The following is a 21,811-nucleotide window of genomic DNA, read 5'->3' as shown; positions in this document are numbered from 1 at the left end:
ATGGCAGAGAAGGTAGAATTTACTAAGGATAAGCGTAAATTCACATTTATTGATTTGTTCGCTGGAGCCGGTGGTTTCAGTGAGGGCTTTTTACAAGCTTATACACCCGATAAATATTTTGAATTTATTTTGGCAAGTGACATCAATAAAAACTGTGCTTTAACTCACGAGTTGCGTTATAATTATCAACTGGGGTTGAATATAAAATTCATAACACAAGATATTATGTCCCCCCAGTTCATTGAAGAGCTAAAACGACAACTTGAAGGTCGGAGTATTGATGTCGTTACTGGTGGCCCAAGTTGCCAGTCATTCAGCCTTTCGGGGCGTCGCCGCAAATATGATAAAAGAGATAATCTTTTCATCCATTATTTAAAAGTAATTAGCGAGTTAAAACCGAAGTACTTCGTAATGGAGAATGTGCGTGGTATTCTCACAAAAGACCATGGCGCGTTTAAGGCGGCTATTTTAAATGAGATTCGTTCTATAATAGACGAAAAACTTGCTCAAAAATTCATCATTTATGTTGAAGAATCGCTTGATCAGGAAATATCTGATTTTATGCGTTCTGTCCTCATTAATAAATTAAAATGGGAACTATTTGACGATTCAGTGGCTAAAGACGAATATTTGAAAGCAATTGAAGCCAAGTTTAAGGAATATACAAAAGGATTGCCATATCAAACGAGTAAAAGCGATTCTGATATAAATACTGTTCGTCATGGTATTATCTTGCTTAAAAATTCTGATGCGAGACAAACAATAATAAATACATTAATGCATCAGAAGGCAGAATTTTATATCGATAACGACAATTTTGCAGAAAAAATCGATACATTTATTGATTCCTATAACGACGATGCTGTTATATCGGAGATGCAAAAAGCATTAAGCGTTAATATTGAAGTTGATGATTCTGATGGGTATAATGAAATTTATACTGCAATAGGACTGTTCAACAAGACAATAGAAGAGACGATTGACGTAATTTTGGAATCAGTTCAAGATGGGCGGCAACAACTTGTTAAAGAACAATTTGACTCCATACACTTATATAATATCCAAGAACCAATTGTGGTTAATAGTATAGATTATGGAGTCCCTCAGAAAAGAGAGCGCGTCTTATTTATTGGATGCAGAAAGGATCAACCTTTGATTTCTGCAATTCCGTCAACTTGCCCCATATCTCCTACTGTAAAGGATGCCATTGGCGATTTAGATTTTATTAGCAATGGGGAGTCTAAAACCAACTATGAATTAGAGGCTCAATCTGATTATGCCAAAGAGTCAAGAGAGGGTCGTATGAATCATCGTTTTGAATTTGACAATTCTCCGATATACGCCAAATCAGAAGAGGCGTATGAAGCAAGAGATGTTTTGAGACAAGAGTTATTTAATCATCAAACAAGCTACCAAACGGATACTGTAAAGCGCCGATTAGAAATAATAGCTCAAGAAGGTGGTTATACTCCAGAATGCAAAAATCGATTGCAAGCAGAAAATTTAGCATCTGCTAAACGCAATTATACAGTCTTAGATCCTAATGGTCAATCCCCTACAGTTGTAACTATGCCGGATGACTTTATACATTATTCATCTCACAGATGCATGACTGTACGTGAAATGGCTCGTTTGCAGTCTTTTGATGACTCTTTCGTTTTTCAAGGCAAACGTACCACGGGTGGAGATTCGAGAAAGAATGACATACCACAATACTCTCTTGTCGGGAATGCCGTTCCTCCTTTGATGGCTAAAGCAATTGCTAACGAAATTCTTAAACATATACATTAACCCATGGATGAAAAATCTGAACGAGTAACCCAAAATATCGCTGTACTTACAGAGATGGGATGTAGATTCTCACTAATGCCGATGAGTGAGAATATGCTTTCGCATAGTATTGCCGATGCAAATAGTTCGCTTCGCGATTTACTCGTTGAAGGGTGTATACACGATTATGCTAAACAGGAATTTGGGCCCGAGTATAAAATTCAGATCCCCACTATATATCTCGCATACAAGTCACTTGACGATGGCTTGTCTACCCTATATCGAGCTAATAAACGAGGTGACTGCCGCATTTGGTTTGGTCCTTTTGCGCGTAAATATGCTTCTCCGAATGACAAATTAGCCATTTTTGCTTCTGACAACAAGCTTTATTTGCTTAATATTTCTCAGTACAGTATAAAGCGTGCTCTTAATTCAGACTTCGGAAACCCAATAAAAGATTTTTTGAGTAACAAGAACGACTATTCTGATCATAATGGAAGCTCTTACATTCAGTGATTATTTGTATTCCGCTTATCCAAATAAGAATAGCGGTACTCCATCTTCATATCTTAAGGCAATTGAAATTATTGATGAGCTTTTACAAAAGGAAAATCAATTTAATTGGGGCAATCAGCCTCTTTTAGAAATAAGAGATCCTTATTTGATTGCTCGAATCATTGATTATATTGCTGCCGAAGAAGATAAGTTTAGAAATGGGACGGAATCCATATTTGATTTTGGCAAGCCGACCCAAACGAGCTATCCGAGAAAAAGATTCTGTACTGCAGCTATCCGTAGATTTGGAGAATTCGTCCAAAGGGCTTGTGCCGCCGAAGCATCCGAAATTATGCGAAAGTCTGAACATAATGGATCAAAGCTTTCTATAGATTTGATGAAGAAGTTTCAGATAAATGAAATAGGATCTGACACAGAAGTTAGAGCAAAACGACGAGTTGGTCAAGACATATTCAGGGCTATGTTGCTTAAAATTTATGACTCAAAATGTTGCCTTACTGGATTAGAAATCCCAGAGGTGCTACGGGCTAGTCACATTATTCCATGGGCAGAGCGAGTGAATACCCGCTTGAACCCAGAAAATGGTTTATGTCTTAGTGCGACTTATGATGCAGCATTCGATAAATATTTCATCTCTTTCGATGAAGATTATCGATTGATTCTTAGTCCGATTTTAAAAGAAGAGTATACCTCCACCGCATTTAAGGAATATTTTCTAAACTTTGAAGGAAAAGCAATACATCTTCCGCCAATATATAAACCCTCTCAGGAGTATCTTGCCATGCATCGTGAGAAATTGATAAATTGACTTGGATAATTGTAAGGATTGTGTATTATATCGGTCTTGCTTTTGCAAAATCCAATTAAAAACCATTAGAAGATTATGACAACTGACAACTCGACATGCAGGCAGCTTTTTCACTCTTTGATTCAGCATAAGGAATCGGAAGTGGTGGAGTTCAAGAAGGCGGAGAATAACTTCGACTTTGATGATCTCGGCAGGTATTTCTCGGCATTGAGCAACGAGGCGAATTTACATGGTCTTCCTTTTGCGTGGCTTGTATTTGGCTACGATGAAAAGAAGCATGAAATCGTCGGCACTTTTTACAAGGATGGCGAGGGTGCATTGAACAGGGTGAAGCAAGACCTCACTAATAACATGAGTGACGGTCAGACATTCCGCGAGATTATTCCTGTCGAAGTTTACAACAAGCGCATACTGATGTTCAAGATTCCGGCCTCACCGCGCAATATCGTGATGAAGTGGAAAGGTATCGCTTACGGTCGTGACGGCGAGAGTCTAAAACCACTCAATCAGTCGAAGCAGGATGAAATCCGCAATCAGACACCATATCGCGACTGGTCTGCCGAGATTGTGCCCAACGCTTCGCTCGAAGACCTTGATGAGGTTGCGATTGCAAAAGCCCGCAAGATGTTCAAAAAGGTGCATAGCCGGATTCCGGTTGCCGAAGTCAATGCTTGGTCAGATGAAAAGTTCCTCAGCAAATGCGGTCTTATGATTGACGGTAAGCTGACACGTGCAGCCATCATTCTTTTAGGCAAGAGCTTTTCGGAGTATCTGCTGAGACCGGCTGTCGTGCAGGTTACTTGGACGCTACGCGACAAGAACAAGGATGTTGTTGATTACGAGCATTTCTCCGTGCCATACATACTGACAGTCGATGAAATCCTTGCCAAGATTCACAATCTGACGCTGCGCGAGATGCCGGGCGGCACATTGTTCCCCGACACAATGAAGCAGTATGATGACTACACCATCCGTGAGGCACTTCACAACTGCATTGCCCATTCGAATTATCAGCTCCAGCAGCGTATAAACTTCGTTGAGAATCCCGGTTTTCTTTACTACTCCAATGCCGGTTCTTTCATTCCGGGATCATTGGAAGAAGTCCTGAGCACTGACGAGCCGCAGAAGTTCTTCCGCAACGACTGTCTTTGTCAGGCGATGGTGCATTTCAACATGATTGACACCGTAAGCCGAGGCATCAAGAAGATGTTCACCGAGCAATGGCAGCGCCGCTTCCCTATGCCGGACTATGAGATAGACAATGATAGGCAGCAAGTAGCTGTTCGCATTTACGGTACGTCCATTGATGAGCGTTACACCAATATGCTCAAGAATAACGACTCGCTTACCCTTTGGGACTGCATCTCACTTGACGCTATCCAAAAGGGGCACCGTATTGATGAAACGGTCGCGCAGGACATGATGCAGCGTGGTCTCATCGAAGGCGAAGCTCCAAACTATCGTATCTCGCTGACAGTGGCGAAGAAAACCAAACAACTTTCCGGTTATACTCGCGTTGTCGGCTTAGAGCGAGACAAGATAAAGCTCATGGTGCTCCAATACATTCAGAACGCTGGTGCGGATGGTGCCAAGCGTAGCGACATCATGGAATATCTCGGCGGCACTCTCCCCAGCCGCAATACTCCCGATCAGAATGGCCAAATGGTCGGTAATATTCTCAAGGAATTGGCATCTGAAGGCAAAATCCAATCAATTAAACAACGCTGGTATGCTATGGAAACCGAGTAGAAAGCGAGTAGTTTGACCTGAAAACCGAGTAGTTCATACGAAAAAGCGAGTAGTTGGCGAGTAGTTCTGCAAATATCCGAGTAGTTTGTCCGAAAAAACGAGTAGTTATAGGTAACAGGCGTGTTCTTTGTTTTCATTAACCTGACACCATAATTGTTATGCGGAAGTAGAGGATAAGAATAAACACAAGGGAATAGAGTAGTATGGTTAGAAGTGTCCAGCCGCGAGGAAGAGTGAAACTGCCGGTGAGATAATTGCGGATGCAGCTTGTGAGGCGATGGCGAAGTGTGGCTATTTTGGGGAGTAAGCCTGACGGTAGGTTTGAGAAAATCGAATGCGGTTTGGGCGTATCATCTGCAGTGGTGGCTGCTACGAGATGATTGAGTATATCTGAATGGAAGAGTTTATAGTGCTCCTCCGTTCTTTTGATATAGGTGATTATCAACCGGTAAAATGTGTTGAACTCTTTGAGCATAACAACGTGCATCTCTGTCTCGGAGCCATAATATGGTTCCCCTTTAGCTTCACATTCCTGTCGAAGTTGTTCGGCGGCTTGGCGGTCTTCTTCTTGGCGGCGTTCCTGCTGTTGTTGCAGACAGTCGTGACATGATTTCAAGAACATTTCATAGATTTTGTCGGTGTCGATTTCGACCCTGATGTTGCCGTCGGACATCGCATTCGAGTTGCCTTCCAGAATCAGAAGTCGGTTCTTGATTTCGTTAAGCTCGTTGACTTGCTGGTTGTGCAGTCGGTCAACATAGTTTTTATCGTTTGTATTCATCTTCGGCGTTTGAACGGTTTGTGAATATCTCGGTTTTCCTCTGCTTCCTTACGGCGACGGCGTTCATCATTCCAGTCAAGATCGTTGGTGGTGCCTCCACCGCCGGAAAATTGCACGACTGCCGGACCAGTGAGCAGATCGAGTATTATAGACAATGGTATCATACTAACTTCCGTTGGTTCAGCGGGAGTGCTGACGGGTAGCACTCCCTCAAAAGGACTTTCCGTTTTGTAAACCCCTTTACCTTTAACCGGCTCATTGCGAGAGGAGGTCTGCAGAACGCCGACCCCCTTGCTTGAATCTTGATAGGGTGCGGTCAATTTGCCCATACCCTCCTCAGAGTTAATCCGATGGTAACGAGAGGGAGTGAACAAAACGTTCACCCCCACATTGGGCAGCTCTCCGAACTTCGCAACGAGCTTACCGTAGGAGAGTTTCTGTTTGGAGAGTTTGGAACCGGCAAACCGACAACCATCTTTGGCGAATGCAATGCCTCGGATTTCTCCCGTGGAGCTGTTGATAATGAAATAAGCCTCTATCCCATGTGCCTCCAAAGAATGTTGGAATTCAGCCCAGGATGTCGAGCAGTTTGCGGCGACGATTGCTGCCGACTTGACATCGAATCGCAACTGCTGAATCGGTCGCAGTCTATCACGGTTAACTTTCTCGCCTGTCGTGTTACCGAATGTCAGACCGTAGCGTAGCTTGATTTCCTTGCAGACTTTCGCGCTACTGATACGCTCATTGAATGCGGAGATAATATTGCCGTCAAGGTCAATCCGGCTGAACACAAGATGACAATGCGGGTGCGTCTTATCAAAGTGACGTGCCACGATATACTGTGCATTGGTAATACCCATGCCCCGCAGCCATTCATCAACGAGCTGCGCCATATAGCGGTCACCATCCTCGTTGTCGGGGAACAGATGGGCGTCCTCCGGGGAGAATGAGATAGACACATGCTTTACCGGTTGCCCGATATGATGTACCCGTCCTCGGCTATCCGGGCGACGCAGATGTGTATTGAAACTGTCAGCAATAGTTTCGTTGGAAACGACACAGACACCCTGATATGACAATAGCCGTCCTCTCTTTTCATCGCTCTTGATGTCGTTGGCATAGCTTACCAGACCCGAGAAGTCAACTCGGTTTTTGAATTTGGCTATCATCACATACGGAATTTGGAGAGTAAACCGAGCGTTGTTGTGAGCAGGCTATCAACTTTGCTTGCCACCGTATCGAAGCCCATGCCATTTGCGCATCGGGCAAGCTGGTTGAGATTATTGGCGATACCCTGAAGGCTGCGGACCATCGAGTATTCCTCTTCAGTCAGAGCCTTACGGATTGTTGCGCCCATGACGGCACGGGTGATGAACTTATTGAGTGAAAGACCGGCTTCGCGGGCCATATCTTTTACGACGGCGTAGTTTCCGTCATCAAGATGTAGCTTGATTTCATTGCGGAGTCGCTGCCACTCCGGTTTGGGCTTGCGCCCGTGTTTGGATATTCGTTTTGTCAGTGTCATTGTGGGGTTGATTGGAAATAGAAATGGAGGGAAGAAGGATGGAGGAGGTAAGGACAGGATGCGGAATCAGAATGATTTCAAGACCACGGAGAATGCGGCAATCGTGAGGTTGACGGAGCCAATTTTTATGGGACATAAAAAACAACCTTGCAATCCTCCTCCATCTTCACTTCCGTTTCGATTACGGAGCACAGCTACAAGCGGCTGAACTTCCGACTACGGAGTCCTGTAAGTGGAGTTGGCGAAGATGACTTTGCCCATCATCTCGTTGAGGCGGTCGGCTATGCGGTCGCCGTATCTTGGCCGTATCTCCTGCGGTGTCAAGTTGGTGGTGAGGATGGTATAAAGGTGACGGTCGTAGCGTGTAGTCAGCAAATCCGTGATTGGATAAAGCACGTTGCCGTAGTCCATTACCTCAAGCGGTTCGGTTCCGAAATCATCGATGGCAAGCATCCGTTTATAACAGAGACTGCGCCACTCGTCATAGTCCTCTTTGCAAACCCTCGCAAGATCGCGGGCATTGACAATCCGGATGGAGTATCGCTCGGAGTAATAATCATCAACTTTCATTTCAAATTTGTTGAGAATTTGCTGGAAGGCTTTTACAAATGTAGTCTTGCCGTTGCCGCATCCGCCGCACAGCATAAGCCCGAATTTCGAGTGGTTGCCCGTGAGCCACTCCGCAATCTGTTCGGTCTGCGTCAACAGGGCTTCGCTCATTACAAAAGTCTTGTCGCGGCGTTCAACCTCCGCTTTCACTCCGGCAAGAAGTACACGGACGGTATCGGTCTTTGAGAACGGAAGCCTAAAACGCGCCCTCGTAGTCTGTCGCTGATTTAGCTGTGACGCCAGCAGGTCGGCGAGCATCGTTGGATGGTTGATTTGTTGCATGGATTGTCGGTTTAAGAGTTGTTTTGTTTTTATTGATTGGTTGTTTTTTAATCCAGTTCACGAAATATCTCCGGCAGTCATCTTCCTCCCTACCTTTCGTTCCCTGGCAACGGAGGTAGCGGAAGAAGTTGCCGAGATACAATTTCAGATCCGGCAATTCGATTTGACAGGAGGGAGAAAGAAGGGTGATGATTTCATTGAGCCACAACTCGTCGTTAACCAGCAAAACCTCAAGTTCTTCCAAACTCAGAATCTTCACATCGCCTGTTTTAATTGAAGAATAATTTTTATCTTTAATATTTCTATCTTCTATATTATAGGGTGTCAAGCTATCCGACAGGTCAACCGTTGAGCTAACCGGCAAAGTTTCCGTCAATTCCTCCGGCAAACATTCCGTCAAGTTATCTGTCAAGACAAGTGAATATAACGGATGGGAACCCTTGCCCGTGCCTTTGGTGTAGGTTATGAAATTCCGGATTCGCAATGACTCGCGGGTGTTGACAACAGTCTGCCGGGTCACTTGGATTGCGGTGCTGATTACCGAAGTCGGACACTTGAACGGCATCTGCCATCGGCGACTGTTCGCGCGGTTGATTAGGAAGAAGTACAGCGCAATCTCCGCAGTGGAGAATGGCTCATACTCGTTCTCTCGCCAAAACCGCTGCATGATTTCGTAGATGTTGACTCCCTTAGACATGATTGCCAGACTTGCGTAGATATTCGTTAGCGCGCTCCCTGATTTCATCTTGAGAGGAAATGCGGACACTGGTAAGATAGGCGTCGAGGTCTGCAGGATCAAAGTAACAGAGTTTGCCGTTAGGCTTGTACATGGGGATGATGCGGTTCATCATCATCTTACGGAGAAAGGATAGCGAGATGCCAAGATACTGTGCAGCTTCCTTAGAGGTGAGAAGTTTTCTTTGCATATTGTAGTGTCAGATTTTCGTAGATACTTTTGGAAATACCCGGGTACTCTTGGCATGCATTGAGTACCTTTCGTTTCCGATGCAAAGTTACCGCCTATCCAAAGTGACACCATGTGAGCACATTGTGTCGAAATATAAATAATGCAAACGCACTATATGCTGGGATACAGCGATATAGCGCGTTGTGAGTCCTGAAAATCGAATTCTGTTGTGTTGAAATTGTGATTAACGTGGGGCACGTCTCATCTCTTCCCAGTTTTTGATGGCGTTGTTTATATTTTCACGAAATTCTATGTTAGCCGGGACATCGCTTCTTGCGTCATCGAGCCGATGACTTTTATAATAGGGCTGACTTATGCCGCTGCGTTTCAGGAACAGCGATGACCATTCCTTTCCAAGTGCAGATGGGGAGATTAATTTCTCCACAGCATACACCATATAACATATATGAAGCTGCTTGAATTTTATAGGCTGGAAGAAATCTTGTTCAGATCTAATGTTCATGTAGAAACTGAACATTATGGGAGTAGTAAATTCAAACAGTACCTCGTTGCAGGCTTCATAAAGGCAGTTGCAGAGCTTCGCCGATACAGTATCGCGAAACTGCTCGGCATCTTTCATCAAAATCTTCCTCATGAACCGCCCTCCTTGATTCGTTTGATGTCTGCAAGTATCGCAGTTGCTATGTCTTTATATCGGGAAATGACAGTTCCCAGAAAGTCAGCTCTGAACCGGAATACATGTGAGCTATCTTTGTTTGCCTGTTCATATTCGGCATATAACTCCCGAACCACCCTTTGCCGTTCATCATGTTCTGCTTTGGCTTTCTCGCAAAGTTTTTCTGTTTCTATGTATTCCCGGGAATCAAAATCCAGATAGTCAAGTCGGTTATTGAACTGGCAGTATTCTCTCCAATATGCTGTCAACTCTTTCTCTGCTTTATGAAACTTATTATAAAAGGTGCGTGAATAATTTTGTGCGATAGCCTTGAAATCAACCTCCTTCAGCATTGGCATACCGACACACAAAAATCGTTCTGATTCCTCTTTGAGTTTGATGACGGACTTTTCCAGAGCATCAATATCGGATGCAGCCATCTCCTCCGCTTCATCAATCAGATTATTCGGTTCCGGCATCTCATCGTAAAGTTTCACGATGGACAATGCGTTCTCAAAGGACATTACTTGTCCTTCGGTGCATTTATTGATGGCAATGAGGTTTTGAACAAGCTCGTTTATCATGGGGGATGTGTTTGAGGAAAATTGCAATTTGTCCTTAGAATTAGAACAGCATGAGTTCTCTTTGGTTCTCTTCAACAGTACACCTTTTTGTTGTTTTGGCTACCCTTTGGCTACCCAAATTTACAGAAATAGCTGATAATCAAACGATTATCAGCTATTCTATGAGCCACAAGTGGGGCTCGAACCCACGAACCTTTTCGTTACGAATGAAATGCTCTACCAACTGAGCTATTGTGGCTTGTTTGCGAGTGCAAAGATACTAATTATTTATCGTTTGCTTGCTATATGTGAGCTTAATTTTTGCTTTGTCGAGGTCAAATTTTACCATTGCGGGAGTGTCGACATAGGGGACAATTGCCACTACAACGGCTTCATTGGTGTTGTAGCCCGATTGCACATATTCGACATTAAGATTGACGGGGACGAGCACAAACTCGCAGTCGGTAGCCGTTATTTTGTCCTTCTTAAGCAGGTCGGTGAAATAGCCGCGCATTGCAGAGAATGTATAGGACTTGCGTGCTGTGTTGTAGATGGCGTAGAACGAAGTTACATCGTCGTTGATTTGGGTCGTGGCGAAGAAATCGGTCAACTTGTCCTTCCTTACAAGCAGCATATAGTTGGGAGCCTTGATGTCGTAGTCGTTCTCGATGGTTTCGGCAGGAACCTCAAATGTCATTGCGTTGACCACGGTGTAGTCGCCCGATTGCGAGCGGAAGCGGTTGAGCAGGTCCTGAGCCGGCAGGGTCACTTCGGTGTTGTAGCCGAGGGGAGCCATGACTATGGGAGTTGTTTGTGCGAGTGACTTTATCTGAGGGCTTATCGAAAGCTCCATGTTGTTGTTGTTTACAACCTCGGGCGTTACGGCCATTATTGCCTTGCGCATGTGGGTGGTGGAGTCGGCGGTTATGTGCTTGGTGTAGTGCAATGCCAATGATGTGTTGTAGAATCGCATCACACGACCTGTGCCGTAGCTGTTTTTGATGTAAAGTCCGGGGAACCACTCGGCAAATCGTTCGGGATCGTTGAATGTTTCAGGGCTTTCCTTGTATTTTTTGAAAAATTCGCGTCCGAGCTCGACGGGGAGCTTGACCTCGACAGGCACCTGCTTGTTATTGCGGTAGACTTTGGCTATCGAATCGGGCATTCCAAGTCGGGTAGCGTTATAGATTTTTGACGCTATGAGGTCATCGGGCGAATAGTAGTCCTCGGGATTGAAATTACTGAATATGGGATAGGGTAGAGCGCGTTTGAGGCGGTAGACATCGATTCCCATCGGCACGATGGAGTCGCCTACATACTGGCCTTCGCTCATGACCATGCCGAGCATCAGTGAGTCGATGTCGTTTACGGTTACACCTACTGTGTCAAGCGCGTTGGAAGGCATGAATTGTGTTACAAATTCGCTTGACAGATGTCCGTAGCCTTTTGCGTCGATTATTCCGAGAAGTTGTACATCGGTGCGTGATTGAATCTTTGCATTGGGCACCGAATGACCCGTTACAGTAAATGTGGAGTCGATTACTACAGCAAGCTCGTCATTGACAATCGATGAGCCTATAGTGCTGTCTTCATTACAGCTGATGACTCCGAGAGCAATCAGCGTGACAATGAATAGGTTCTTTATTTTCATTGTGAATTGTGTACTGCTTAAAGTAATTAGAGCGAATTGTAGAATTCGGCGTACTTGTCGATATATTCCGTTTCGCCGGGATAGGGGAGGAACGGCTTGCCCGATTCCTTGATGTAGCTCAATATCTCGGAATCAATTTCGGGCGATGCCTGAATCACACCGTCGGAATAGTCAATAGCCAGCTTGTTCAAGGCCACGTAGTCGACCGGAGCCGAGGATATCGATTTCAGGTCTTCGTCGGTGAAGCCTTCCATCTTCAGCTTTTCCACCATGCGGGGGTCGAGCGTTCCGTCAAATTTGTCGTCAAACACCGAGTAGACCACCTTGGAGTTGCGGAACGACGGGTCGTCGGAATAAACTCGCTTCAAGTATATGGGAGCGAGAGCCGATACCCATCCCGAAGCATGAACCAACGTGGGATCCCAACGCAGTTTCTTTACGGTTTCGACCACGCCTCTTACGTAGAACATGATGCGCTCGTCGTTGTCCTCGGGAGTCAGCCTTATTTCAAGGTCCTTGGACGATTGTCCGCGCAGGAAGTAATCCTCGTTGTCGATGAAGTAGACCTGCATTCTGGCCGGTTGAAGCGTGGCGACTTTTATGATGAGGGGATGGTCGGAGTCGTCGATGATTATGTTCATTCCTGAAAGTCGAATCACCTCATGGAGTTGATTGCGACGCTCCTTTATGCACCCGTATTTAGGCATGAATGTGCGCACTTCCGAGCCGCGTTCCTGTATGCCTTGCGGCAACTTCTGGGAAATCTCCGACATGGGAGTGCTGGGTAGGTAAGGCGTGATTTCCTGAGAAATGTATAGAACCTTGTTGATATCCATTAATTTTAAGATTGACTATAGAATTGTGTGCAAAGATAATGATTTTTTTCCAAATATGCTATCTTATTGTCGTCTTTCGACTCGATTTGTCTACGATTGGGGCTTAAGAGCAACGAGTTATGTTACGTTAACATTTATGGACGACATTTCACGCTATATTAGGCCAAACCGTTGCAGGGCATTGGCAATTCCGTTATCGTCGACCGATGTCGTCACATAATCGGCTGCGGCTTTCACCTTGTCCGGTAGTTTGACAGTTGCATTTTCATGAATCTTTTTTGCTGGCACGCTTGCACGTGTCAAATTTTATTACTATCTTTGTAGCACCGTGTAGCAATCAACGGCAGGGCGGCATAATATGAAGCTGAAAATAACCAAGACAAAAAAGACTTCCATCCTTTATGTACAGAAGGCATACAGGGACAAGAACGGCAAAAGTACCTCAAGAATCCATGAGCGCCTTGGAACGCTTGAGGAAGTTCGTCAGAGATGCGGAGACAGAGATCCTGTTGAATGGGCCAGGGGATATATCGCCAGGCTTACGGCACAGGAGAAGGAGGGCCGGCAGGTGATAATATCACGTCTGTCGCCCACAAAGCTTATTGAAAAAGGCGAGGCTCAGAGTTGCGAGAGCGGATATCTGTTTCTTAAACGGCTGTACCATAAGGTCGGGATGGACAGGATATGCGAGGCAATCTCACGTAAACATAAGTTCGACTTCGATTTCAACAAAGTTCTGGAGCTGATGGTCTACGAACGGCTTTTGAGACCGGCTTCAAAACTAGGTAATTATCGCAGGAGCGGAAGCTATATCGAGCCTTTTGATATAGAAAAACAGCATATCTACAGGAGTCTGGATATCCTGGACAGACACGGTGAATACATCCAGAAGAGACTTTTCCTTAATTCGTCAAAGGTTGTCGAACGGGATACGACCGTCATGTACTATGACTGCACCAACTATTTTTTCGAGAGAGAATCTGCCGATCCGGACTATGTGACAGACAAAAAAGGGAACGTTCATGAACGTATACGCAAGTACGGAGTCTCCAAGGAACATCGACCGAACCCCATCGTACAGATGGGTATGTTCATCGACAACTCCGGCATGCCGGTTGCGATGTGCATCAATCCCGGCAATGCCAACGAACAGACTACCTTGATTCCAACTGAAAAGATTATAGTTGAGAAGATGGGGGTCAGCAAGATTGTAGTCTGTACAGACGGAGGTCTCTCTTCTGAAGGCAACCGGTCATATAACTCCACAGCAGAAAGATCATTCATAACGGTGCAGTCAATAAAGAAACTGGAGGATAATCTCAGGGACTGGTGTCTGGAACCGACAGGATGGAAACTTGTAAAGTCCGACACGGTACAAAAAGACAAGCGGTACCGGGATGCAGACGAGGATGAACTGGAGTTTGACCTGACTGATGCCGATACTGCCCGTTATTACGGAGACCGCACTTTTTATCGCGAGCGTTGGATTGTCAATGAAAAGACAAAGTTCTCTCAAAGATTGATTGTGACATTTTCATACAAATACCGCGACTACCTCCGATTCCTGCGTCAACGCGAGATTGACAAGGCTGACAGCAATGCACGTGGAAACAGGACATTGACCAAATCTTATAAGAGCCCTGACAGGTTCCTTTCCGAGACCTACGCCACAGAAGACGGCGAGGTTGCGGTATTCAGAACCGTCTCCCTGAATCTTGACGCCATATCAGAAGAAGAAAAATATGACGGCTTCTATGCGATATGTACGGATCTGTCTGACAATGTGACGAAAATCATCGAACTGAACCATAACCGCTGGGAGTCGGAGGATGCCTTCAGGGTCATCAAGACTGACTTCAAGGGTCGACCCGTCTTCGTCTGGACGGCGGAACACATAAGGGCCCACTTCATTGTCTGCTTTATCACACTACTGCTCTTCAGAATAATGGAAAAGGAACTGAACTATAAATACACATCCTCCGCTATAATTGAGAAACTACGGTCAATGACTATGAACATAGTCAAGGGAGAAGGCTACAAGCCTAACTTCACACGGGATGATCTTACCGATGACCTACATGCCAAAGCCGGCTTCAGACTCGACACCGAGATTGTTACTCGTCAGAAAATCAAACAGATTATTGCTAATATTAAAAAAGGTTAAATATAGATAACCCCATTCCAGTGCTACATATATAGACCCTTTTGCACATGGCTTCACGCCAATGTACAAAAGGGTTTGCTCGTTTTTGGACTGTAAAAGATGGGTGATTTTTTTCCAAATATGCTATCTTATTGTCGTCTTTCGACTCGATTTGTCTACGATTGGGGCTTAAGAGCAACGAGTTATGTTACGTTAACATTTATGGACGACATTTCACGCTATATTAGGCCAAACCGTTGCAGGGCATTGGCAATTCCGTTATCGTCGACCGATGTCGTCACATAATCGGCTGCGGCTTTCACCTTGTCGTCGGAGTTGCCCATGGCTATTCCTGTGCCTGCGGCAAGGAGCATGGGAATGTCGTTGCCTCCGTCGCCGAATGCCATTGCGTCGTCGACGCTGAGGTGCAGATAGTCGAGTATCACCTTTATCCCGTGGGCTTTTGTGTTGCCTTTGGCCGTTATGTCGACAAATGTAGGATACCAGCGGTTAAGTTCGCATTGATTGAGATAGGGCTTTATCTTTGGCTCAAAATCAACGGTGAAGAACGGTGTCATCTGATAGGTTTCGATGTCGACCACTTCATCGAATGTCGCCACAGGGAGAATTTCGACATGCAGAAATTCGTAGAATATCTTGCGCACCTCTTCATCGGGCTGACACACTTTAATGCTCTTTTCGCCTACAAATATGGTGGGGAATCCTTCGCGTCGGCTTATCTCGGCAACGTTTTTCACCGTTTCCTGCGGAATGGGGCTTTTATACAGCACATTGTCGCCTATGAAGCAGTAGGCACCGTTCATCGTTATGTAGCCGTCGATTAGACCTCGCTGCTGCAGCGGGCCGAGATTGTTGATTATCTGATAGGGACGGCCGGTCGATATGAATATCTTGTTGCCTCGGTCATGGGCTTTTTGCAGAGCCTCGATTGTCGATTCGGGCACTTCATGGGTCTTGAAGCTTACTAATGTGCCGTCTATGTCAAAAAACAGGGCTTTGTTCATGTCGTTGTAGATTAATGTGATTTTGGTGCAAAGTTACATCGTTTTGTTGTTATATAACATAATTTTGTGGGATTTGGTGCGGAGAGTGGGTAATTTTATTCGTATATTTGACTCCGTCTTAGATACTCACGTTCGGCAATGCTCAAATAAATTTGGCATTGCTCTCAACTTATTCGTATCTTTGCATCAATAAATCAACGTTATGAAACATTCCAGAGAGGAAAAAATTGAGGCGCTTGGCAAAGTCATTGACACTCTTGACATTTTGAGGGTGGAGTGTCCGTGGGACCGAAAACAGACCAATGAGTCGCTGCGCCCGAATACGATAGAGGAGGTCTACGAGTTGTGCGAGGCTTTGCTCAATTCCGATAAGGCCAACATCAAGAAGGAGCTTGGTGATGTGCTTCTTCACATCCTGTTTTACTCCAAGATAGGCGAGGAGAGCGGCGACTTCGACATAGCCGATGTGGCCGAGGCTCTTAACGCCAAGCTTATATTCCGCCATCCTCATGTGTTTGGCGACACAAAGGTCAACGATTCGCATGATGTTGAGCAGAACTGGGAGCAGATAAAACTTAAGGAGAAGGGCGGCAACAAGACCGTACTTGCCGGTGTGCCCAAGTCGCTCCCCGCAATGATAAAGGCCGACCGCATTCAGGAGAAGGCCTCCAATGTGGGATTTGACTGGGATGAGCGCAGCCAGGTGTGGGACAAGGTGCGCGAGGAGATAGGCGAGGTGGCCAAGGAGATTGATGCCATGTCGCAGGATCGCATGGAAGCTGAGTTTGGCGACCTGTTTTTCAGCCTGGTGAATGCCGCGCGTCTTTATGGCGTGAATCCCGAGAATGCACTTGAACGCACCAATCAGAAGTTCATTTCGCGTTTCAACTATGTTGAGGCGGCAGCCAAGAAGGCGGGACGAAACTTGAGGGAGATGACGCTTGCCGAGATGGATGAACTGTGGAATGAGGCCAAATCAATCGAACAAAATTAAAAACAACGTGCTATAGATTTATATAAAGATGAGTGAAAATGTGAATAAGAAGAACCGTGTTTGGATTTTTGGCATTTCGGTGCTGTTTCTGATTGCCGCAGTGCTCATTGCCCAGGCCCGTGTTGAACGCCGATACAGAGCTTCAGCCGCCGAACACATAACGCTCGTAGTGGACAGCATCGACTATCGTGCCGACCTCACTCGTGTTTACGGCAAGCTTGTGGGCCGTCCTCACACATCGCAGCGCATCGACGAAATAGTGCTAAAGTGCAACGACATGACATACGGAGCCAACGACATTGACGGCGTTGACTTCAAGCGTTGGTTTCAATGGGAGGACGACGGCGTGATTCCTATTGAGATTGATTTCCCGAAGATGAATACCCTTCAGTCGGGCGTGATGATTATCACCACGCCGCGCGGTGTCGACACATGTCATCTGACACGTAACTAATCGAGTGGGCCGTGAAGCTTTGCATCACCGAGAAACCGAGTGTCGCCAAGGACATTGCCGCCATTCTGGGAGCCAATGTCAAGCGTGACGGCTACTATGAGGGCGGTGACTATAAGGTGACATGGACTTTCGGTCACCTGTGCACACTCAAGGAGCCTGCCGACTATACCGACCTGTGGAAGCGGTGGTCGTTGGGCGCATTGCCGATGATTCCCAAGCGATTCGGTATAAAACTTATAGCCGACAAAGGCATCGAGCGACAATTCAACGTTATCAAGACCCTTATAGGCGAGGCCGATGAGGTGATTAATTGCGGTGATGCCGGCCAGGAGGGTGAGCTGATCCAGCGATGGGTCATGCAGAAAGCCGAGATACACTGCCCGGTGCGCCGGTTGTGGATAAGCTCGCTGACCGACGAGTCGATACGCGAGGGATTCAACGACCTTAAGCCCGAGAGCGACTATGACCGACTGTACTATGCCGGACTTTCACGTGCCATAGGCGACTGGATTCTGGGAATGAACGCCACGAGGCTATATTCGCTGAAGTATTCGTCGCCGGGCAATGTGCTTTCGATAGGCAGGGTGCAGACACCCACTCTTGCGCTGATTGTGCAGCGTCATCATGAGATAGCCAATTTCAAACCCGAAGATTTCTGGGAACTTAAGACCCTGTATCGCGAAGTGACATTCAATGCCACTTCGGGCCGATTCAAGACCGAAGCCGAGGCCACCGAGGCCATGAATAAAATCTCGGGTGTGCCGATGGTGATAAAGGATGTCGCCGAGAAGCAGGGCAAGGAGGCTCCGCCGCGATTGTTTGACCTGACTTCGCTGCAGGTCGAGTGCAACAAGAAGTGGGGATGGACGGCCGACGACACGTTGCGGCTCATCCAGTCGCTGTATGAGAAGAAGGTAACCACCTATCCGCGTGTCGACACCACCTATCTGAGCGACGACATATATCCCAAAATACCCGTCATACTGAAGCAGATGACACCTTATGCCACGTTGACGGATCCGTTGCTGTCGTCCAAGATTCCGAAGTCAAAGAAGGTATTCGACAACTCGAAAGTGACCGACCACCATGCCATAATACCTACGGGACAGTCGCCGTCGGCGCTTATAGGCGATGAGCGCAAGCTCTACCACCTAATAGCGTTGCGATTCATTGCGGCGTTCTATCCCGACTGTATATTCCGGGCAACCACCGTGCTTGGTGAAGCCGGAGGAGTGGGGTTCAAGGCTACGGGAAAGGTAATCGTGGATCCGGGATGGCGTAACGTATATGCCGGCAAGGACTCCAATGAAGGCAATGATGACGGCGAGCAGAGCGACGACAGGATTCTGCCTCCGTTTACGGTAGGGGAGAGCGGTCCCCACGAACCTTCGTTGCTGAAGAAGCAGACACAACCGCCCAAATACTATACCGAAGGAACCTTGCTGCGGGCCATGGAGTCGGCCGGAAAGACAGTCGACGACGAGGAGCTGCGCGAGGCCATGAAGGAGAACGGCATAGGACGCCCCTCGACACGTGCGTCGATTATCGAAACTCTCTTCAAGCGGCGTTACATATATCGTGAGCGAAAAAACATAATGGCGTCGCAGGCAGGAATCGACTTGGTGGCAACCATCAATGAGGAGTTGCTTAAGAGCGCGAAACTCACCGGATTGTGGGAGAACAAATTGCGACGAATCGAACGCGGCGACTTCTCGGCGGCCGATTTCATCGCCGAACTGAAGACGCTGATAGGCGACATCGTGATAAACGTGTTGAGCGACAACTCGTCGCGACGCATCGAGGTGGCCGATGAGGAACCGGTCAAGAAAAAACGCTCCGGCTCCAGGAGCGGCGACAATTCGGGCGAAGCGGCCAAGAAGCCACGCGCTCCGAGAATAAAGAAGCTCGACGACATCGTGTGCCCGGCCTGTGGCCAAGGTCACATCCTTAAAGGTCGCGCAGCCTACGGGTGCAGCCGTTTTCGCGAGGGTTGCACACTGAGGCTTGATTTCAATGATTACTCACCGGAACTCACTCCGGCCAAACTTGCATCCTTGATAAAGAAACAGTATAAATGATGAACAGCGAAGAGTTATTTCCTATTGTCGATGAGGCGGGCAATGTCACAGGCAGCGCCACCCGCCGGGAGTGTCACGGCGGTTCGATGTTGTTGCATCCGGTAGTGCATCTCCATGTCATTATGTCGGGCGCAGGACTCTATTTGCAGAAACGGTCGTGCGACAAGGACATTCAGCCCGGTAAATGGGATACATCGGTGGGCGGTCATGTCGACTACGGCGAGGCAGTGGTTGACGCTCTTCGTCGTGAGGCGCGTGAAGAGCTCGGATTGCGTGACATCGATCCGATAGCGTTGTCGCCCTACGTTTTTGAGTCGTCGCGTGAACGTGAGCTGATCAATCCTTTCTATGTCTATGTCGATGAGTCGACAGCCATAGTTCCCGATCCGGAGGAGATTACCGAAGGCCGGTTCTGGTCGGCTGACGAGATTGACGATTCGGTAGGCAAGGGTGTGTTCACGCCCAACTTCGAGCAGGAATATCAATTAATAAAGCAATATATAAAATAGTAATGGTAGCGTTTAAGATAACCGACTATACACTGCAATGGGTGTGGGTGGGCTTGATTGTAATATGTGCGTTGATCTTCATTGTAAGTTATGCGCGCAGGATATACAAAAACACACGTAAAGGCGTGAATCCGTCATGTATCGGATGTGCGCTCATCGACAAGTGTGAGCGCAATAAGTCGGAAGAAAAGCCGTGTGACGACTATCGCGGATGTTGCGGCGACGAATAGCGGCGCTGTAGTTTTGCCTGCGGTTGTTGATGCTCCGCGCTACTCGTTGGCGACGAGCTGCGACAGGCGATGCTCGAGGTCGGTCGATGACAGTCGGCTTACGATTGAGCCTCGGTAGGCAAATGATATACCCCCTGTTTCCTCACTTACTACAATTGCGGCTGCGTCGGTGGCCTGGCTGATGCCGAGTGCCGAGCGGTGGCGTAATCCCATTGAACGCGGAATGTTGGTGTCATGGCTCACCGGCAGAATACATCCGGCAGCTTTTATGCGTTCATGGGCTATTATCATCGCACCGTCGTGCAGGGGTGAGTTCTTGAAGAAAATGTTTTCAATCAATCGTGAATTTATTGCCGAGTCGATCATGTCGCCGGTCTTCTCATAGTTCTCAAGTGGAATCGATTGTTCGATTACGATCAACGCTCCGGTCTTGGCCTTGGACATTGACATGCAGGCGTAGACAATCGGCATAACCCATCGGCGCGTGTCGGCGTCGTTGCTCTTGTCGCCTCGGTGATGACGGAACATGTCACGCAGGAACCTCCAGCGTTTATGGTTGCCGAGCTCGACGAGGAATCTCTTGATTTGGTCCTGAAACAGAATCACAAGTATTATGAGGCCTATCGACATCACTTTGTCGAGAATCGTACCGATGAGGCGCATCTCGAGAATCTCCGATGCCACCACCCACACGATGATGAATGCCAGCACTCCGAAGAAGATGTTGATAGTGCCCGACTCCTTCATGATTCGGTAGAGGTAGAAAAGCAGCAATGCCACTATGAATATGTCGAGAGCGTCTTTTATTCCAAATGGAGCCATGTCTTGTCGTTGTAAGTGAGTTCAACTATTTTTACCGCCTCGGCGGCCTCTTTAGCGTCGTGGACGCGAAGCACCGATGCTCCGGCCATTAACGCAATCGTGTTTATGACGGTAGTGCCGTTCAGGGCTTCGTCGGGAGTTGTGCCGAAGGTGCGGTATATCATGGATTTGCGTGACACACCCACGAGCAGGGGGCGTTCAAACACATGGAATGCCTCCAGGTCGCGGAGCAATCGGTAGTTCTGCTCTACCGTCTTGGCAAATCCGAATCCCGGATCCACGATTATGTCGTTGACTCCCGCCATGCCGAATATGTCGATTCGGCGTGCAAGCTCGGCAAGCACATCGCCGGTGACATCGCGATAGTCGGTGAGTTGCTGCATCGTTGCCGGAGTTCCGCGTGTGTGCATCAGCACGTAGGGAACCTTGAGCTTCGCGATGGTCGAGGGCATGTCATCGTCGAGCAAACCTCCCGAAATGTCGTTTATCATGTCGGCTCCCAGCTCCTCCACGGCCTGTCGTGCGACATCGGCACGGAATGTGTCGATGCTTACTATAGCATCGGGTGCAACGGAGCGTATTGCACGCATTCCTGTTCTTAGTCTTTCAATCTCCTCGGCCGGCGTGACATCATCGGCACCGGGACGCGTGGAGTATGCTCCGAGGTCGAGCCAGTCGGCTCCCTCGTCAAGCATTTTCTTTGCCTTCAGGGCTATGTCGTCGTGGCTTTGAGTGCGCGACTCCGAGTAAAATGAATCAGGCGTTACATTTATTATGCCCATCACCTGCTGACGCGAAAACTCAACAAGCTTTCCGCGCAGATTAAGTGTAAATGGAGTGAAGTGTCGTGCAGTCAAAATCGAAAATTTATTGTTGATGCGAA

23 protein-coding genes, 1 tRNA gene and 1 pseudogene are annotated in these 21,811 nt (G+C 47.1%); 10 read left to right on the top strand and 15 right to left on the bottom strand.

Annotation, left to right across the window (positions count from 1 at the left end; translation table 11 throughout):
* From E7746_RS08020 to E7746_RS08005, 4 genes are all read left to right on the top strand, one after another.
* Complete coding sequence (locus E7746_RS08020; protein WP_136410459.1) at window positions 1–1,791, top strand: DNA cytosine methyltransferase; 1,791 nt, start codon at window positions 1–3, stop codon at window positions 1,789–1,791.
* Window positions 1,792–1,794: 3 nt separating this feature from the next.
* Complete coding sequence (locus E7746_RS08015) at window positions 1,795–2,286, top strand: hypothetical protein (RefSeq protein WP_136410457.1); 492 nt, start codon at window positions 1,795–1,797, stop codon at window positions 2,284–2,286.
* Entirely contained in the window at window positions 2,264–3,094 is an 831-nt protein-coding gene (locus E7746_RS08010) for an HNH endonuclease (protein WP_136410455.1), read from the top strand. The genes E7746_RS08015 and E7746_RS08010 overlap by 23 nt, the downstream gene beginning before the upstream one ends.
* 75 nt (window positions 3,095–3,169) lie before the next feature.
* Window positions 3,170–4,843, top strand: a complete 1,674-nt coding sequence (locus tag E7746_RS08005; protein WP_136410453.1) for an RNA-binding domain-containing protein — start codon at window positions 3,170–3,172, stop codon at window positions 4,841–4,843.
* 136 nt (window positions 4,844–4,979) lie between these two features.
* Here the strand turns inward: E7746_RS08005 and E7746_RS08000 are convergent, their stop codons facing one another.
* The 12 genes and pseudogenes from E7746_RS08000 to E7746_RS07945 form a co-directional block, all read right to left on the bottom strand.
* Window positions 4,980–5,624: a hypothetical protein gene (locus E7746_RS08000; RefSeq protein WP_136410451.1), complete on the bottom strand. Its 645-nt coding sequence runs from the start codon at window positions 5,622–5,624 to the stop codon at window positions 4,980–4,982.
* Window positions 5,621–6,793, bottom strand: a complete 1,173-nt coding sequence (locus E7746_RS07995; protein WP_136410449.1) for a relaxase/mobilization nuclease domain-containing protein — start codon at window positions 6,791–6,793, stop codon at window positions 5,621–5,623. Before E7746_RS07995 ends, E7746_RS08000 begins: the two co-directional genes overlap by 4 nt.
* Complete coding sequence (locus E7746_RS07990) at window positions 6,793–7,149, bottom strand: plasmid mobilization protein (protein ID WP_136410447.1); 357 nt, start codon at window positions 7,147–7,149, stop codon at window positions 6,793–6,795. The genes E7746_RS07995 and E7746_RS07990 overlap by 1 nt, the downstream gene beginning before the upstream one ends.
* A gap of 216 nt (window positions 7,150–7,365) precedes the next feature.
* Complete coding sequence (locus E7746_RS07985) at window positions 7,366–8,040, bottom strand: P-loop NTPase family protein (protein ID WP_238337155.1); 675 nt, start codon at window positions 8,038–8,040, stop codon at window positions 7,366–7,368.
* A complete protein-coding gene (locus E7746_RS07980; RefSeq protein ID WP_136410445.1) occupies window positions 7,955–8,737 on the bottom strand; it encodes a DUF7833 domain-containing protein in 783 nt (260 codons plus the stop codon). The genes E7746_RS07985 and E7746_RS07980 overlap by 86 nt, the downstream gene beginning before the upstream one ends.
* Window positions 8,730–8,966, bottom strand: coding sequence for a helix-turn-helix domain-containing protein (locus E7746_RS07975; RefSeq protein WP_136410443.1), 237 nt, complete (start codon window positions 8,964–8,966; stop codon window positions 8,730–8,732). Before E7746_RS07975 ends, E7746_RS07980 begins: the two co-directional genes overlap by 8 nt.
* Window positions 8,967–9,191: 225 nt before the next feature.
* Window positions 9,192–9,602, bottom strand: a complete 411-nt coding sequence (locus E7746_RS07970; RefSeq protein WP_168184337.1) for a hypothetical protein — start codon at window positions 9,600–9,602, stop codon at window positions 9,192–9,194.
* Complete coding sequence (locus E7746_RS07965; RefSeq protein ID WP_136410439.1) at window positions 9,599–10,207, bottom strand: hypothetical protein; 609 nt, start codon at window positions 10,205–10,207, stop codon at window positions 9,599–9,601. The genes E7746_RS07970 and E7746_RS07965 overlap by 4 nt, the downstream gene beginning before the upstream one ends.
* A 164-nt stretch (window positions 10,208–10,371) precedes the next feature.
* A tRNA-Thr gene (locus E7746_RS07960) sits at window positions 10,372–10,445 on the bottom strand.
* Window positions 10,446–10,466: 21 nt separating this feature from the next.
* Window positions 10,467–11,837, bottom strand: a complete 1,371-nt coding sequence (locus E7746_RS07955) for a DUF4270 family protein (RefSeq protein WP_136410437.1) — start codon at window positions 11,835–11,837, stop codon at window positions 10,467–10,469.
* Between the two features lie 26 nt (window positions 11,838–11,863).
* Entirely contained in the window at window positions 11,864–12,673 is an 810-nt protein-coding gene (locus tag E7746_RS07950) for a glycogen/starch synthase (RefSeq protein WP_123396813.1), read from the bottom strand.
* A gap of 153 nt (window positions 12,674–12,826) precedes the next feature.
* Window positions 12,827–12,910 (bottom strand): annotated as a pseudogene (locus E7746_RS07945) (Cof-type HAD-IIB family hydrolase); the annotation flags it as partial.
* A gap of 121 nt (window positions 12,911–13,031) precedes the next feature.
* On the opposite strand from E7746_RS07945, the gene E7746_RS07940 reads away from it, so the two are divergent.
* Window positions 13,032–14,837 carry an IS1634 family transposase gene (locus tag E7746_RS07940; RefSeq protein ID WP_136409411.1) on the top strand — a complete coding sequence of 602 codons (1,806 nt, stop codon included), beginning with the start codon at window positions 13,032–13,034 and terminating at the stop codon, window positions 14,835–14,837.
* A 218-nt stretch (window positions 14,838–15,055) separates the two neighbouring features.
* Here E7746_RS07940 and E7746_RS07935 read toward each other — a convergent pair whose 3' ends face one another.
* Window positions 15,056–15,841, bottom strand: coding sequence for a Cof-type HAD-IIB family hydrolase (locus E7746_RS07935; RefSeq protein WP_123396814.1), 786 nt, complete (start codon window positions 15,839–15,841; stop codon window positions 15,056–15,058).
* A 202-nt stretch (window positions 15,842–16,043) separates the two neighbouring features.
* Here E7746_RS07935 and mazG point away from each other — a divergent pair, with 202 nt between their 5' ends.
* Genes mazG through E7746_RS07910 form a run of 5 tightly spaced genes read left to right on the top strand, consistent with a single transcriptional unit; the run spans window position 16,044 to window position 20,106 of the window.
* Window positions 16,044–16,835, top strand: coding sequence for a nucleoside triphosphate pyrophosphohydrolase (gene mazG, locus E7746_RS07930; RefSeq protein WP_123396815.1), 792 nt, complete (start codon window positions 16,044–16,046; stop codon window positions 16,833–16,835).
* Window positions 16,836–16,875: 40 nt separating this feature from the next.
* A complete protein-coding gene (locus E7746_RS07925; protein ID WP_136410435.1) occupies window positions 16,876–17,289 on the top strand; it encodes a hypothetical protein in 414 nt (137 codons plus the stop codon).
* A gap of 11 nt (window positions 17,290–17,300) precedes the next feature.
* Window positions 17,301–19,367, top strand: a complete 2,067-nt coding sequence (locus E7746_RS07920) for a DNA topoisomerase 3 (RefSeq protein ID WP_136410433.1) — start codon at window positions 17,301–17,303, stop codon at window positions 19,365–19,367.
* Window positions 19,367–19,876 carry an NUDIX hydrolase gene (locus E7746_RS07915; RefSeq protein WP_136411322.1) on the top strand — a complete coding sequence of 170 codons (510 nt, stop codon included), beginning with the start codon at window positions 19,367–19,369 and terminating at the stop codon, window positions 19,874–19,876. The genes E7746_RS07920 and E7746_RS07915 overlap by 1 nt, the downstream gene beginning before the upstream one ends.
* Before the next feature lie 2 nt (window positions 19,877–19,878).
* The gene (locus E7746_RS07910; protein ID WP_136410431.1) at window positions 19,879–20,106 is read left to right on the top strand and encodes a hypothetical protein; all 228 of its coding nucleotides are present in this window, start codon (window positions 19,879–19,881) and stop codon (window positions 20,104–20,106) included.
* 39 nt (window positions 20,107–20,145) lie between these two features.
* Here the strand turns inward: E7746_RS07910 and cdaA are convergent, their stop codons facing one another.
* Both cdaA and folP read right to left on the bottom strand, forming a co-directional pair.
* Window positions 20,146–20,928 carry a diadenylate cyclase CdaA gene (cdaA, locus tag E7746_RS07905; RefSeq protein ID WP_136410430.1) on the bottom strand — a complete coding sequence of 261 codons (783 nt, stop codon included), beginning with the start codon at window positions 20,926–20,928 and terminating at the stop codon, window positions 20,146–20,148.
* On the bottom strand, window positions 20,910–21,785 hold the full coding sequence (folP, locus tag E7746_RS07900; protein WP_238337154.1) for a dihydropteroate synthase: 876 nt from the start codon (window positions 21,783–21,785) through the stop codon (window positions 20,910–20,912). The genes cdaA and folP overlap by 19 nt, the downstream gene beginning before the upstream one ends.
* Window positions 21,786–21,811: the final 26 nt, after the last annotated feature.

This window comes from Muribaculum gordoncarteri (assembly GCF_004803695.1).
Lineage (GTDB): Bacteria > Bacteroidota > Bacteroidia > Bacteroidales > Muribaculaceae > Muribaculum > Muribaculum gordoncarteri.
Note: the sequence above shows the minus strand (reverse complement) of the source record. Positions and strands in the feature narration are given on the sequence as shown.